Annotated in this window: 10 protein-coding genes; 5 read left to right on the forward strand and 5 right to left on the reverse strand. The window is 60.2% G+C overall.

All coding sequences use genetic code 11. The features are described 5' to 3' along the window. Positions 1-11: 11 nt before the first annotated feature. The 3 genes from MUN80_RS20385 to MUN80_RS20395 all read right to left on the reverse strand — a co-directional run bounded on the left by MUN80_RS20385 (position 12) and on the right by MUN80_RS20395 (position 4962). On the reverse strand, positions 12-1127 hold the full coding sequence (locus MUN80_RS20385; protein WP_244715784.1) for a pectate lyase family protein: 1116 nt from the start codon (positions 1125-1127) through the stop codon (positions 12-14). Between the two features lie 177 nt (positions 1128-1304). Beyond that, positions 1305-3239 (reverse strand): glycoside hydrolase family 88 protein, encoded by a 1935-nt coding sequence (locus MUN80_RS20390; protein ID WP_375373965.1) that lies wholly within the window; start codon positions 3237-3239, stop codon positions 1305-1307. A gap of 61 nt (positions 3240-3300) precedes the next feature. Continuing rightward, entirely contained in the window at positions 3301-4962 is a 1662-nt protein-coding gene (locus MUN80_RS20395; RefSeq protein ID WP_244715786.1) for a glycoside hydrolase family 28 protein, read from the reverse strand. A 491-nt stretch (positions 4963-5453) separates the two neighbouring features. Between MUN80_RS20395 and MUN80_RS20400 the strand changes: the two genes are divergently transcribed. The 5 genes from MUN80_RS20400 to pgl all read left to right on the forward strand — a co-directional run bounded on the left by MUN80_RS20400 (position 5454) and on the right by pgl (position 12464). Further along, positions 5454-5780 carry a DUF6686 family protein gene (locus tag MUN80_RS20400; protein WP_244715788.1) on the forward strand — a complete coding sequence of 109 codons (327 nt, stop codon included), beginning with the start codon at positions 5454-5456 and terminating at the stop codon, positions 5778-5780. A 195-nt stretch (positions 5781-5975) separates the two neighbouring features. After that, positions 5976-8156, forward strand: coding sequence for a bifunctional alpha,alpha-trehalose-phosphate synthase (UDP-forming)/trehalose-phosphatase (locus MUN80_RS20405; protein ID WP_244715790.1), 2181 nt, complete (start codon positions 5976-5978; stop codon positions 8154-8156). Positions 8157-8674: 518 nt separating this feature from the next. Further along, entirely contained in the window at positions 8675-10174 is a 1500-nt protein-coding gene (gnd, locus tag MUN80_RS20410; RefSeq protein ID WP_244715792.1) for an NADP-dependent phosphogluconate dehydrogenase, read from the forward strand. A gap of 39 nt (positions 10175-10213) precedes the next feature. Then, positions 10214-11728, forward strand: coding sequence for a glucose-6-phosphate dehydrogenase (gene zwf / locus MUN80_RS20415; RefSeq protein ID WP_244715794.1), 1515 nt, complete (start codon positions 10214-10216; stop codon positions 11726-11728). A 4-nt stretch (positions 11729-11732) separates the two neighbouring features. After that, positions 11733-12464 carry a 6-phosphogluconolactonase gene (pgl, locus tag MUN80_RS20420; protein ID WP_244715796.1) on the forward strand — a complete coding sequence of 244 codons (732 nt, stop codon included), beginning with the start codon at positions 11733-11735 and terminating at the stop codon, positions 12462-12464. 14 nt (positions 12465-12478) lie between these two features. On the opposite strand, the gene rpiA is transcribed toward pgl, so the two are convergent. Together rpiA and MUN80_RS20430 are read right to left on the reverse strand one after the other, a co-directional pair. After that, complete coding sequence (gene rpiA / locus MUN80_RS20425; RefSeq protein ID WP_244715798.1) at positions 12479-13222, reverse strand: ribose-5-phosphate isomerase RpiA; 744 nt, start codon at positions 13220-13222, stop codon at positions 12479-12481. Between the two features lie 62 nt (positions 13223-13284). Next, positions 13285-13941, reverse strand: coding sequence for a beta/alpha barrel domain-containing protein (locus MUN80_RS20430; protein ID WP_244715800.1), 657 nt, complete (start codon positions 13939-13941; stop codon positions 13285-13287). Positions 13942-14005 lie beyond the last annotated feature (64 nt).

Consider the following 14005-nt stretch of genomic DNA (forward strand, 5'->3'; position numbering starts at 1 on the left):
ACCTGAGCCGCCTACAGCTTACCGACCCCGGCACCTTGCAACACGATTTGCTTTACCTGGGCGGCCTCATTCAGCACGGAAGAATACTGGTAAGGCGGCTGAAATGAGCAGGTGCTGGTGGTGGGCTGGGAGCCTTTGCTGCCGGCATACAAGTTACCGGCAACGTCCCACTTGCCGGGCACGCTGCTGTTCTTGGTCGTCAGCGGATCCTTGCTGTCCTCGAAATAGTTTTGCTCTACCCGCAGGCAGGCCTCCATGCGCGAGTTGATACCCGTACCGTACACGTGCTGGTAGTAATTGTTGAACACGTGGCCCGTGCCGAAGCGGTAGACCGGCACCCGCTCGTGGATGTTGCGGTAGTAGTTGTGGTGAAATGTCACTTTCCGGTCACCGGCGTCCTTGTCGGAGTTGCCGATCAGGTGGGCCTTGTGGTGGTCGTGGAAGTAGTTCCAGGAAATGGTGATGTAGGCGCTGGCCCCCTTGGCGTCGATCAGGCCGTCGTAGAGGTCCTGGTTGGTTTGCGTGGCCGGGTCCAGGTTAAAAAACTCGCAGTGGTCGAACCACAGGTTTTGGCTCGTACCCTGAATGGTGATGCAGTCCCCATCGTTGACGGCTAATTGCGGGCGCTTTTCGTCGTTGATTTTGGTGTTGGTCACTGTCGACATCGTGAAGCGCAGGTTCTGGACGATGATGTTGCGCTGGTCGCTTATGGTAAGACCCACGCCCTCCAGAAAGCCGGTTTTGCCCACGCCCAGCAGAGTTTTATTGGAAGCCACCCGCACCGAGGCGCCTTCCGTTCCGCCCGAAATCGTACCGGCAATGGTGATGATGAGGGGCTCCTTGCTCTTGGCGTATTCCGTCAGCTCGGCCAACGTAGTAGCGGCCACCGTGCGCCCCCCGGCCCCGCCGGTAGTGCCGCCGTTTTCCGCAGCAAAGCCCACCAGCCCAGACACAGCGGCCGGGGTGGCCGACGTAGTAGCAGCTGCCGGCGCCGGCGCACCAGCCGATTCGAGCGGTTTCTTCGCGCAGGCCGTCGTGCCAAGCAGCAGCGCCAGGGCTAGGGCCGTACCGACACGAGGTAGCCGGATGCTACCCGCAACGGGCAGGATGGAGGAGTATTGCTTCACAAACGGTGTGTTTTAAACAGGAAAAAGGACGGAGCTAGCAGGACACCTGCTTAGGGCTAATAGGGCTAAAAAACGGGAAAGCGCAAATCCTTAGTCGGCGGCCCGGCCCGAGTTCCATTTTCTGGACCGGACCGGGCTTTCCTCACCACAAGGCCAACGTCGGATTTGCGCTACTCCCTAGCGTTTCGACTGTTGCAGCAGCCAGTTTGCCAGGTCTTTACTTGCTTGAAAATTCTCGTACTCAGCCGGAATCTTGCGGCCGTCCACGTACTCGTTGTACAGCCACGGGTCACCCACGGCGAAGACCGTTCCTTTGCCCAGCTTGGCCACGGCTACAATCTGGTCCTGACCCTGCGTAATGACGGGCTGGGCTGGGGCCTGCAGGCTCAGGGGCGAGAGTTCTTTGATGTAGGCCGCGCGGGCCTTGGTGAAAATGGGGTTGCCGGCCGGCAAAGTCACTTTGCCCTGCTCGAACTGGCTGCCCTTGACCATGTTCACGCTGCGGTTGGTGAACTGAATGCCGAAGCTTTTGGCCAGCTCGTTGAAGTGCTTGATTTCGCAGTTGGCCGTGTCGTTGGCCATCAGCACCAGCACGCCGCCATCCTTCACCCAGTCGGTCAGCACCTTGGTATCGGCGGCCCCGATGAAGTTGGGCTTGGCCGTTTCCTTTTTGGTGTCCGGATCGACGATAATATACACGTCGACGCCCTTGAGCGAGGCCTTGGTGGGCGCCGTCGGAATGGAAACGGTTTTGGCACCTAAGTCGCGGAAGGTGTTGCCCCAAAGCCAGAAGCCCGAGTGCATCCGGTCTTCCCAGGTGTAGTGAAACCGCTCCTGCTGGCCGGTAATGGCGCTTTTGCGGTATTCATTGTTGAAGTAGTAGTCCAGGCCGATGGTCTTGTTCTGACCCACGTTTTGGGTAGCGGCAATTTCCATTTCCAGGCTGGCCAGAATAAACGGCCCCACGCCTTTCAAGTCATTTTTGCGCAGGGGCTCCGAGAGGTAATACTCGAAGCTCCCGTCGCGGTAGGGGTTGCCGCCCAAACCGCCCACGCTCACCGTGCCGTTGAAGGCCAGGGCGCCGTTTTCCTCGGCCACGAAGGTTTTCAGCAGCCCGTCGTAGCCCTTTTTGGCCACCTCGGCGTACTTTTTATCAAGGTAGCCCATCCGCACGCCCTTGGCCAGCATGTACACAAACATGCTGCTGCCCGAGGCCTCGGCGTAGTTGCCCTTGCGCGCGGCCTGGTCCACGACCAGGGACCAAGTGCCGGTTTTCGAATCCTGGTACTTGGCCAGCACCGGAGCCAGGCGCTGCACGTCCTTAATCAGCTGCTGGCGCTGGGGGTGGTTCTGGGGAAAGTAGTCGAGCACGTCGACCAAAGCCATGGCGTACCAGCCCATGCCCCGGTCCCAGAAGTTAGGGCTCTGGCCGGTGGTTTTGTTCGCCCACTTCTGCTCCTTGCTTTCGTCGTAGCCGTGGTACATGAGCCCGGTTTTGGGGTCGACCAGATTCTTTTCAATCAAGGCAAACTGCTTGGCCACGTCGTCGAAGCCCTCAGGCTTGTTGAAGACGGCGCTGTACTCGGCGTAGAAGGGCTCGGCCATGTAGAGGCCGTCGAGCCACATCTGATTGGGATACACCTTCTTGTGCCAGAAGCCGCCGGCCTTGGTGCGGGGCTGCCCGTCGAGCTGCTTGCGCAGGAGCTGGGCCGCCTTGATGTACTTTTCCTGCTTAGGCACCGAGGTCTGGCTCATCGTGAGCAGGGCGTGGCCGGTGGTCAGGTTGTCGAGGTTGTAGTCTTCGAGCTTGTAGGTCCGAATCGTGCCGTCCTCGCGCACAAACTGGTCGAGGTCCTTCTGGATGTAGGTGAAGTATTTCGGGTCGCCGGTACGGTTCCAGACCCGCTCCAGGGCTTTGAGCATCAGGCCCTGCTCGTAGTCCCAGCGGGCTGTTTTGCGGTTGCCAATCAAGATGGAATCGGGGTGCCAGCCAATAAAGGAATCGGCCATGCGCTGCGACATGGGCTTGGCGGCCGGCGCGGCAGTTTGAGCTTCGGCCGCGGCGCTGAACAGCGTCAGGCCCAGCAAGGTCAGGGAAAAGGGAGCTTTCATGCGGTGGGATATGTAAGCACGGCGGCCTCCCTCCTGCTTGCCGGAAGGAGGCCGCTCAAAACTAGCGCTGAGAAATGGTTACCGTTTTCTTCGACACCTTGTCGCCGATTTCCACGTCCTTCTTGGCGGCTTTGGTGTCGGTGTTGGCCAACTTCACGTTCTTGGCTCGGTCGCCGGTCACGCGCATCAGCAGCGTGGCGCCGGGCGTGTACTTGATACCGTCGAGGCTGATGTCCTTGCTGTTCTGCACTTCCATCACGGGCATGGTATTCTTGCTCAGCAGGGTCACGTTTTTCAGGCGAATATCCTCAGCCTCGATGCACACCAAGCCTTTGTCGCTTTGCAGCACGGCGTTTTCGATGGTAATGTCGCGCAACGGCATTTCGGGCAGCCCGCGCATCATGATGCCCACGTCAGCCCCGTCGCAGGTGATGTTGCGGATGTCGATGTGGCGGAACTGGGGCGTGCCTTCGTTGAGCGGCTCGGCCTTGATAACGGGCGGCGCCGACGACTCCCCGACCAGCGCCACCGGGTCTTTGGCCATGTAGTAGAGGTCGAAAATCACGGCCTGGGCCACGATGTTCTTCATGTTGACATTGTTGATGAAGATGTTCTCCACTACCCCGCCCCGGCCGCGGGCCGCCTTGAAGCGCAGGCCCACGTCGGTACCCATGAAGGTCAGGTTGTAGGCGTAGATGTTGCGGGCCCCGCCCGACATTTCCGACCCAATCACGAAGCCGCCGTGGGCGTGGTACACCTTCGTGTCGCGGATGATGAAGTTTTCGGTGGGCATGCCGCGCTTACGGCCTTGCTCATCCCGGCCGCTCTTGATGCAAATCCCGTCGTCGCCCACGTCGAAGGTGCAGCCTTCCACGATGCCGTTCTTGCAGGATTCCAGGTCGATGGCGTCGGTGTTCTGCCCGTACTCAGGATTGAGTACTGTCACGTTGCGCACCGTAATATCCTCGCTCATCAGCGGGTGCAAGGACCAGGCAGGCGAGTTCTGGAACGTCACGCCGTCCAGCATCAGGCGCTTGCAGTGGTCGAGCACGAGCATGTCGGGCCGCAGGAAGTCCTTGATATCCTCGTAGTCCTTCACTTCTTTGCCCGGCTTCAGATAGAATGCCTCCGGAATGGTAGAGCCCTTCAGCGACTGCGCCGACGGATACCAGGTATCCTTTTTCTCGTTGGTCACCCCGCCGCTTTCTACCAGGCGCTTCCACTGGCTCTCGGTCAGCTTGCTTTTCTTGACCGAGCGCCAGGTGCCCCCGTCGCCGTCGAATACGCCCTTGCCGGTAATGGCAATGTTTTCGAGGTCTTTGCCGTAAATCTGAGCCTGGTTGCGCACGGCCTCCACGCCTTCCCAGCTGGTTTTAATCAGGTGGTAGTCCTTGCGCGCCTTGCTGAACTGCACGTAAGCGCCCTGGGCCAGGTGCAGGTTCACGTTACTGCGCATCTCGATGGGCGCCGTCAGCCAGTGGCCGCGGGGTACGAGCACCACCCCGCCGCCAGCCTTGCTGCTGGCATCAATGGCCTGCTGGATGGCGTTGGTCTGGGTCAGGCCGTCGGATACGGCCCCAAACTTGGTGATGGAAAGCGTGTCGGCCCGGAACGAGGGGGTTTTCACCGCCGGCAGATTGGGCTTGGGCTGGTCGGCCGCCGTGGCGCCGAAACTGGTAAAGAGCAGGCCGAGGGCGGCCGTGGAAACGAAGGGGAATTTCATACGGGGTGGGTTACGTGTCTACCAGAAGTGGTGGAAAGCAGACCGGATTGAGTGCGGTAGAAAGGTGCGTATTCCAACTGCCAAAGCAGCCAACGTATTACACTATTCCAAGAATAAAGCCAGATTGGGTTTCTCCCTATCCTACCGTTAAGATTGAAGGAAAATCAGGATTCCCCGCAGAAGCGCCGCTATTTTCTATGCAAACGTTACCGGGAACGTTGTCAAGGACCAGCCGGAGCTTGTACTTTCTTAGTCCACAGCAGGCTATAAATGGACCGGAACCAGTGCTGACAGCGAATTACAGGACCGGGTTCAGCAAATACAATTGGCTTTTCGGGTGGTGAACTACAACAACCAGCAGCCGGAAATTTATTTATACAAATTCTAAACAAAGCTTGACAAGTTCGTTTTCCTTGCTACTTTTGGGCGTATTTAGAATCTATCCAAATAACAATTCTTTATTCTTCTGTAACCCGTAACCGAACCTCATTATGCGCCAGTATCTGCACCACAACGAATTTGGCTGCATCTCCCGCTGCCCCAGCGGCTGCTGCCTGCACCTGTACTTTGGCAACGTAGCCCTCTGCCTTAAAGCTGAAGAGCTGACCGAATGGCGCCGCATGGCCGCCGGCCTCTACCAGAAGTACGCCCCCCAGCTTACCGACCCTGATGCCCGCTGCATTACCGTTCCAAGTCCGGTGAGCTGCCAGGCCTTCGTGTTTACGCTGGAGGAAGTCTTCCTGCTGCACGACCTGCTGATGAGCGCCAACCTGCTGCTGGAAGCGGAGCTGATTCTGGCCGGCAGCGCGGCCCGATAAGGCGGTTTGTCGGCGGTGGAAACCTGTTTTTTGCTTCTTTTGGATGGCAAGCTCAATCGACTAGCAGTCAATATATTGCTAGCCGAATATTATAAGTTTGCTGGCAGCCAACCGTAGGGTGGGAAGTTTATTTTTTGGGCGTTTTTGGGCGTTTTCTCGTAAGCAAGGGCTCAAAGCATCCGAAGCTGAACGCTTATGTCCCGCACTATTATTGTTTCTAACCGCCTTCCTACGAAGGCGCAACGCACCGAAGAAGGACTGCATTTTACCCCCAGCGAAGGCGGCTTAGCCACGGGGCTGGGCTCCATCTACCGCGCCGATGGCAACGTGTGGGTGGGCTGGCCCGGCGTCGAAATCGAGGACCCCGAGGAGCAGCGCTACGTGACCGAGGAGCTGCGCAACGACAGCATGGCCCCGGTGTTTCTGACCCAGGACGAAATCCGGGACTTCTACGAGGGGTTCAGCAACGAGACGCTGTGGCCCACTTTCCACTATTTCAGTCAGTACGCCGTCTACGAGCAGTCGTATTGGGAGTCGTACGTCGGCGTAAACGAGAAATTCTGCCAGGCCGTGCTCGAATTGGCCGGCCCCGAGGATACCATCTGGGTGCACGATTACCAGCTGCTGCTCTTGCCCCAGATGCTGCGCGCGGCCCGGCCCGACTGCAGCATCGGCTTTTTCCTGCATATTCCCTTTCCTTCGCACGAGCTAGTACGCGTGCTGCCCTGGAGCAAGCAGTTGCTGGAAGGCATGCTGGGCGCTGATCTGATTGGTTTTCATACCTACGGCTACATGCGCCACTTTCTGAGCGCCGTAGCCCAAAGCCTGGGTTACCCGAGTCAGAACGGCATCATCGAGGCCGGGCAGCGCAGCGTGCTGGTCGATGCTTTCCCGATGGGCATCGACTACGACAAATATGCCCAGGTGGCCGAGTCGCAGGAAGCCAAGGACAGTGAGCAGCTCTACCGGGAGGCCACCGGCGACGCCCGCGTGATTTTGTCCATCGACCGGCTCGACTACACCAAGGGTATTGCCGAGCGCCTGCGGGCCTATGAGCAGATGTTGCAGCTCTACCCCGAGTGGCGCGAACGGGTGACGCTGCTGATGCTGGTGGTGCCCTCGCGCGACCAAGTGGAAAAATACAAGGAGCTGAAAGTGGAAGTCGATGAGCTGGTGGGGCGCATCAACTCCCAGTATCGTACCATCAGCTGGACGCCCATTCAATATTTCTACCGGTCGTTTCCGCTGGAGCACCTTTCGGGCCTGTACCGCTTGGCGGAAGTAGCCCTGGTGACGCCCATGCGCGACGGGATGAACCTGGTAGCCAAAGAGTTTGTAGCCAGCAAGGGCGAGCTACCGGGCGTGCTGATTCTCAGTGAGCGGGCCGGCGCGGCACGGGAGCTTTCGGACGCCATTATCATCAACCCTACCGACACGCGGCAGCTGGCCGAAGCCATGCACGAGGCGCTAGTGATGCCCGAAGACGAGCAGCGCCTGCGCATGAGCAACATGCAGGCCCTGGTGAGCCAGTATAACGTGTATCAATGGGTGAAGCTGTTTATGGACCGGCTGGCCTACATTAAGATCAAGCAGCAGACCCTGGCCACGGAAATGCTGGGCCCCGACGAGCTGCAACAGATGCGCACCGACTTTGAGAAGGCCCCGCGGCGCCTGCTGTTCTTGGACTACGACGGCACGCTGGCGCCTTTTACCAAAAACCCGCAGCACGCCCGCCCCGACGACGAGCTGCGCCACCTGCTGCGTGCCCTGAGTGCCGAGCCGCGCAACCGTGTGGTGATTATCAGCGGCCGGGACCGGAACACGCTCTTCTCCTGGCTCGGCGACCTGCCGCTCGACTTTATCACCGAGCACGGCGTGTGGCTACGGGCCAGCGGCGAGGACCAGGACTGGGCCATGCTGCAGCCCATGACCAACACCTGGAAGCAGGAAATCCGGCCGATAATGGAGCTCCTGGTCAGCCGTACGGCCGGCTCCTTTATCGAGGAGAAGGAATATTCCCTGGTGTGGCACTACCGCCGGGCCGACGTGGAGCTGGGAGCCGTGCGGGCCCGGGAGCTGACCAGCCACCTCAACTTCCTGGCTTCCAACACCGATTTGCAGGTACTGGAAGGCAATAAAGTGGTGGAAATCAAGAATGCCGGGGTCAACAAAGGTGCCGCCGCGGCCCGCTGGCTGGCCACCTACCCCGCCGACTTTATCCTGGCCATCGGCGACGACCGGACCGACGAAGACACGTTTCAGGCCATGCCGGAGGATGCTTACACGGTGAAAGTCGGCGAGACGGGCCGCTCATTTGCGCGCTTCCACATTAAAGGCCCCCAGGACGTGCGCCGCACGCTACGGACGCTGCTGTAGCCGGGGTGCGTTGACAAACAAGCCGGAGGTTCTGCCCGCCATCAACTGTGTGGGCAGAACCTCCGGCTTGTTTGTTACGGCCAACCAATTTCTTCTTGCGACAAGGCACGCTGCCCGTGCAGTACTCACATGCCAAGTCACTCCCACAGGGTGGTACTGCAAGGGCAGCATACCTGTATTCAACTGAAAACAACCGGCTAAGGCCACCCAGCGCCTCATTGTACGGCGGACATTTTTACCAATCTGCTTCTTTTATACTCAATTGAATTCTAATAACATAGCTTAATCCCTCAGCTTCGGGGCGGGCCGACTGAAAACCCTGCGGCCGGTTTTTTTCTTACTACCCTGCATTCTACGGCTGAGTCGGGTCGCGCTGCCCGCCAGCCGTGGGTTGTTCATACATTCTTCATGGCCGGCCCGCCTGAATCCTGCTATACTTGCGCCGGACCTTCTTGCTTTCTGCCGGAGGCCGCCTTCCCTAACCGGTTTTTCTGATACACTTCCGAAACGCACTTCCGATGAACGAAACGCCAACCTCCTTTTCCTTTGGCATGATTGGCCTGGGCACCATGGGCCGCAACCTGCTGCTGAACCTAGCCGACCACGACTTCGCCGTGGCGGGCTACGACAAAGACACCAGCAAAGTGAGCCTGCTGGCCGAGGAGGGCGCGGGAATGCCGGTGCAGGGCTTTTCCAGTCTACCCGAGTTTGTGAGCAACCTCCGCACGCCGCGGGCCATCATGATGCTGGTTCCGGCCGGCCCCATCGTCGACAGCGTGATTGAGGAGCTGCAGCCCCTGCTGCAGCCCGGCGACATCATCATCGACGGCGGCAACTCCCACTTTACCGATACCAACCGCCGCGACGCGGCCGTGGCGGCAGCCGGCTTCCACTTTTTCGGCATGGGCATTTCGGGCGGGGAAGAAGGGGCGCGTTTCGGCCCCAGCATGATGCCCGGCGGCGACCAGCAGGCCTACCAGGTGGTGCAACCCATGTTTGAGGCTATTGCCGCCCGCGTCGGCGGTGAACCCTGCGTGACCTACATTGGGCCCGGGGCCTCGGGCCACTTCGTGAAAATGGTGCACAACGGCATCGAGTACGGCCTGATGCAGCTCATTGCCGAAACCTACGAGCTGATGAAGCGCGGTCTGGGCCTGGATAACGCGGCCATTGGCCGGGTATTCGCCCAGTGGAACAACGGCCGGCTGCAGTCCTTCCTGCTCGACATCACCAAGGATATCTTCACCTTTCAGGCTCCGGGCACCGACCACCTGCTGCTCGACGACATCAAGGACGAGGCCCGTTCCAAGGGCACCGGCAAATGGACCTCACAGGTAGCCCAGGAGCTGGAAATGGCCATTCCCACCATCGATACGGCCGTAGCCATGCGCGACCTGTCGAAGTACAAGGCCCTGCGCGAAAAGCTGGCCACGCTGTATGGTCCTGAGCCGGCCGCGCTGAACGGCGACCAGGAAGCTTTCCTGGCAAGCCTGGAGCAGGCGTTTTACTTCAACATGGTCATTACCTACGCCCAGGGCATGCACTTGCTGGCCAAGGCGTCGAAGGACTACGGCTACGGGCTGCAACTGGCCGAAATTGCTAAGATCTGGCGGGGCGGCTGCATTATCCGCTCCAGCTTTTTGAGCGACATTTTCAACGCCTTCCAGCACACCCCCGACCTGCCGCACCTGTTGCTCGACGAGCAGGTCCGCGCCTTGGTCAATGCGGCCGTGCCCGGGGCCCGCACAGTGGTAGCCGCGGCCGTCACGGCTGGTATTGCCGCCCCGGCCTACGCCGCTTCACTGAGCTACTTCGACACGTTCCGCAGTGCCCGCATGCCCTCGAATCTGATTCAGGCCCAGCGCGACTATTTCGGAGCCCACACCTACGAGCTGATCGGGCACGAAGGTGTGTTTCATACCCAGTGGACACCCGCCCACGAGGATGCTGCCAACAAGCAGGACACCTTTACGGGCCCGGCCAACCAGAACGAGCAGCCGGTCATTCCCAACAAGTAAGCGGCCTGCTTCCTATCTATTCCTGCCACACCCTTCCGCATGAGCTCTAACCAACAAGTGCAGCCCACCGTCTTCGTTATTTTCGGGGGCACCGGTGATTTGAACGCCCGCAAGCTGGCCCCAGCCCTTTATAACCTGTTTCTGGACAACTGGCTGCCGGCCGAATTTGCCATCATCGGCACCGGCCGCACCCAGCTCTCGGACGAGGAGTTTCGGGGCCGGCTGCTGGAGGGCATCAACCAGTTTTCCCGTAACGGCAAAGCAGTTAAGGCGAAGTGGACCGAATTCAGCCAGCACGTGGTATACCAGGCCGCCGATGTGAATGATGCCGCCACCTATAAAGAGTTTAGCAAGCGCATCAAGGCCTACGAGAAAGAGTGGCAGGGACCGGTTAACGTGATTTACTACCTGGCCGTGGCCCCCGAGTTCTTTCCCGTCATTGCCGCCAATATTGCCAAAGCCGACCTGGCTACCGACCCCGACCGTACGCGCATCGTCATCGAGAAGCCCTTTGGCCACGACCTAGACTCGGCCCGGGAACTGAACCAGCTGCTGGGCCAGACCTTCCAGGAGCGCCAGATTTACCGCATCGACCATTACCTGGGTAAGGAAACGGTGCAGAACATCATGGCCTTCCGCTTTGCCAACGCCCTGCTCGAACCGCTCTGGAACCGCAACTACATCGAGCACGTGCAGATTTCGGTAACCGAGCAACTCGGCGTAGGTGAGCGGAGCGGCTACTACGACGGGGCCGGGGCCCTGCGCGACATGATTCAGAACCACCTGCTGCAGCTCTTGTGCCTGGTGGCTATGGAACCGCCCGTCAACTTTACGGCCGACGAGGTGCGCAACCGCAAGGTAGACGTGCTGCGGGCCATGCGCCGGTTTGGGCCCGAGGAGGTGCGCGAGTCGACGGTGCGGGGGCAGTACGGCGAGGGCTGGATGGAAGGCGAGAAAGTGCCCGGCTACCGCGAAGAAGTAGCTTCCGAAGTGCCGTCCAACACGGAGACGTTTGCCGCAGTGAAGTTTTTCGTGGACAACTGGCGCTGGCAGGGAGTGCCATTTTACCTGCGCACCGGTAAGCGGATGCACCGCTCGGCCTCCATCATCACCATTCAGTTCAAGGACGCGCCGCACTACATCTTTCCGCCCGAAACGGCCGAAAACTGGCAGCAAAACCGCCTGATTATCAGTATTCAGCCCGAAATGAGCATCCGGTTGCAGGTCCAGGCCAAGCGCCCCGGCCTGGACATGATGCTCAACACCGTAGACATGGTCTTCGACTACAAGGGCACCTACACCACGGCCGCCCCGGAGGCCTACGAAACCCTGCTGCTCGACACGATGCTGGGCGACCAAACCCTGTTTATGCGCGGCGACCAGGTGGAGGCAGCCTGGGACCTGATTATGCCGATTCTCAATTCCTGGGAGGGCCGGACCAGCCAGAGCTTCCCCAACTACTCGGCCGATTCCTGGGGTCCCGAGCTGGCTGAGGCCCTTATTGCCCGGGACGGATTCCATTGGTTCACGCTGCCGCTCAACGGTAAAAAATAGTCTTATGTCGCTTCACGTTCACGCTTCGCCCGAGGCCGTTTTGCACAGCCTGGCTCAATACTTCGTAACCCAGGCCCAAGCCGCCATTGCCGACCACGGCCGGTTTTCGGTGGCCCTTTCGGGGGGCAATTCGCCGCGCAAGCTCTACGAGCTGCTGGCCGCGACGCCCTACCGGGAGCAGGTAGCCTGGGACAAGGTGTATTTCTTCTTCGGCGACGAACGGAACGTGCCGGCGACTGACCCGGAGAGTAATTACCGCATGGCCCGGGAAGCCTTGCTCAACCCGCTGGCTATTGCCGACGCGCAGGTTTTCCCAGTCGATACGGCGCTGCCACCAGCCGAAGCAGCCGAAGCCTACGCCCGCACGATTCAAAACTTCTTTGCCCCCGACAAAGCCGTATTCGACCTGGTGCTGCTGGGCCTGGGGGATAATTCGCACACGGCTTCGCTGTTTCCCCACACGCCCGTGCTCCACGAGACCAGCGTGGGAGCCCGGGAAGTGTTTGTGGAAGAGAAACAGACGTTCCGTATCACGCTGACGGCCCCGCTGCTCAACCAGGCCCAGGCCGTGGCCTTCCTGGTGTATGGCGCCGATAAAGCTGCCGCCGTGCAGCAGGTAATCCAAGGGGCGCGCAACGTAGAGGAGTTTCCGGCCCAGCTGATTGCCCCAGCCGGGGAGCTGCACTGGTTTCTGGATATGGCTGCCGCGGCGGCCCTGCTGCCGGCCGCCTCCTGATACCACTTGCGGCCTTAGGGCAAGTCCGTGAAATCGGCGGCAGAAGCGGGGGCTGCACCGGGGCGGAGCACCAGCGTGGTATCGGCCTGGACTACTATGGCCGCCCGGGTCAGGTTTAGAAACAAGCCGTGCTCCACGACTCCGGGAATCTGCTGCAGCTGCTGGGCCAGCTCCGGTGGGTTGGGTAGCTGGCCGAAGTGGCAATCCACGAGCAGGTTGCCTTGGTCGGAGCGGGCCGGCTCGGTGGGGTTGGTTTTATCTAGGCGCAACTCGGGGTTGCCGCCCAGGTTGGCTACGGCGTCGAGCACCCAGGGCAAAGCAAACGGCACGACTTCGAGGGGCAATGGAAACCGGCCCAGCTGGGTCACGTGCTTGCTGGCGTCGGCAATGATGAGCAGGTAGTCGGAGGCGGTAGCTACAATTTTCTCGCGCAATAACGCCCCACCCCCACCTTTAATCAGTTGCAGCCGGTCGTCCAGCTCGTCGGCTCCGTCGATGGTTAGGTCGAGGCGCAGGCCACGCCGGGGTTGCAGCAGCGGAATGCCGAGTTGGCGGGCCAGGTTCTCGCTGGCCAGGGAAGTAGCCACGGCTTCTATGCGCAGCTCCCCCGCTTGCACGACCTGGCCCAGCAGGGTAATAAACTCGGCGGCGGTGCTGCCTGTGCCTAGCCCTATCCGCATACCACTGCGCACCCAACGTAGGGCCTGGGCCGCGGCTCGTTGCTTCTGCAGCAGCTGAGGTTGGTCGGCGGCATTCATTATCGGGGGCTTGCTAAGGTTGCAACTGACATGGGGCCCAGAATACTACTTTTCAGCTACACTTACTGCGCCGCTTTGGGCTGCATGGCGGCCAGCAGTTCCCGTACCTGGGCGGTGAGGGCGGCCGGGTCCTGGGTTTGCAGCAGGCGCGAATCGACGCCCACGCAGGTGGCGCCGGCCTGCATCCAGGCGGCCATAGTTTCAGCGTCGGGCTGAATGCCGCCGGTGGCCATAAAGCGCACTTTCGGCAGCGGGGCGCTGATGGTCTTTAGGTAGTTGGGGCCGAGCATGGCGGCCGGAAACAGCTTGGCAAACGTGGCCCCGAGCTGGGAAGCCTGATACACTTCGTTGAGCGTCGATACGCCGGGCAGCCAGGCCAAATCCTGCTGCTGGCAGAGCGCGGCTACCTCGGCCCCGATGACAGGCTGCACGATGTAGTCGGCGCCGGCGCTGATGAACCGCTCGGCTTCCTCCACCGTGTAAATGGTACCGGCGCCCAGCATCAAATCCGGGTATTCGGCTTCCACGAACTGCTGCAAATCGGTGAAGATTTCAAAGGCATTCGGGCCGCGGTTGGTAAACTCGAACAGCCGCACGCCGCCCTCGTAGCAGGCCTGCAACACGCGTCGGGCGTAGGGCTCTTCGGCGTGATAAAAGACGGGAATCAACGGGCTTTGCAGCGCGTGCGACACGGCATCAGCCTTGGTAAAACGGGCCATACGAGTTGAATATAGGGAAACGAAGAAAGCTAGTCGAAAACCATGCTGGGCAGTGGAAAGTAAA

It is taken from the genome of Hymenobacter cellulosivorans (genome assembly GCF_022919135.1).
In the GTDB taxonomy this organism is placed as follows: domain Bacteria; phylum Bacteroidota; class Bacteroidia; order Cytophagales; family Hymenobacteraceae; genus Hymenobacter; species Hymenobacter cellulosivorans.

What these genes read in the sequence shown, in the direction of transcription:
- MUN80_RS20390 (WP_375373965.1), bottom strand. Translation starts at nt 3,239, where the DNA reads ATGAAAGCTCCCTTTTCCCTGACCTTGCTGGGCCTGACGCTGTTCAGC.
- MUN80_RS20395 (WP_244715786.1), bottom strand. Translation starts at nt 4,962, where the DNA reads ATGAAATTCCCCTTCGTTTCCACGGCCGCCCTCGGCCTGCTCTTTACC.
- MUN80_RS20400 (WP_244715788.1), top strand. Translation starts at nt 5,454, where the DNA reads ATGCGCCAGTATCTGCACCACAACGAATTTGGCTGCATCTCCCGCTGC.
- MUN80_RS20405 (WP_244715790.1), top strand. Translation starts at nt 5,976, where the DNA reads ATGTCCCGCACTATTATTGTTTCTAACCGCCTTCCTACGAAGGCGCAA.
- gnd (WP_244715792.1), top strand. Translation starts at nt 8,675, where the DNA reads ATGAACGAAACGCCAACCTCCTTTTCCTTTGGCATGATTGGCCTGGGC.
- zwf (WP_244715794.1), top strand. Translation starts at nt 10,214, where the DNA reads ATGAGCTCTAACCAACAAGTGCAGCCCACCGTCTTCGTTATTTTCGGG.
- pgl (WP_244715796.1), top strand. Translation starts at nt 11,733, where the DNA reads ATGTCGCTTCACGTTCACGCTTCGCCCGAGGCCGTTTTGCACAGCCTG.
- rpiA (WP_244715798.1), bottom strand. Translation starts at nt 13,222, where the DNA reads ATGAATGCCGCCGACCAACCTCAGCTGCTGCAGAAGCAACGAGCCGCG.
- MUN80_RS20430 (WP_244715800.1), bottom strand. Translation starts at nt 13,941, where the DNA reads ATGGCCCGTTTTACCAAGGCTGATGCCGTGTCGCACGCGCTGCAAAGC.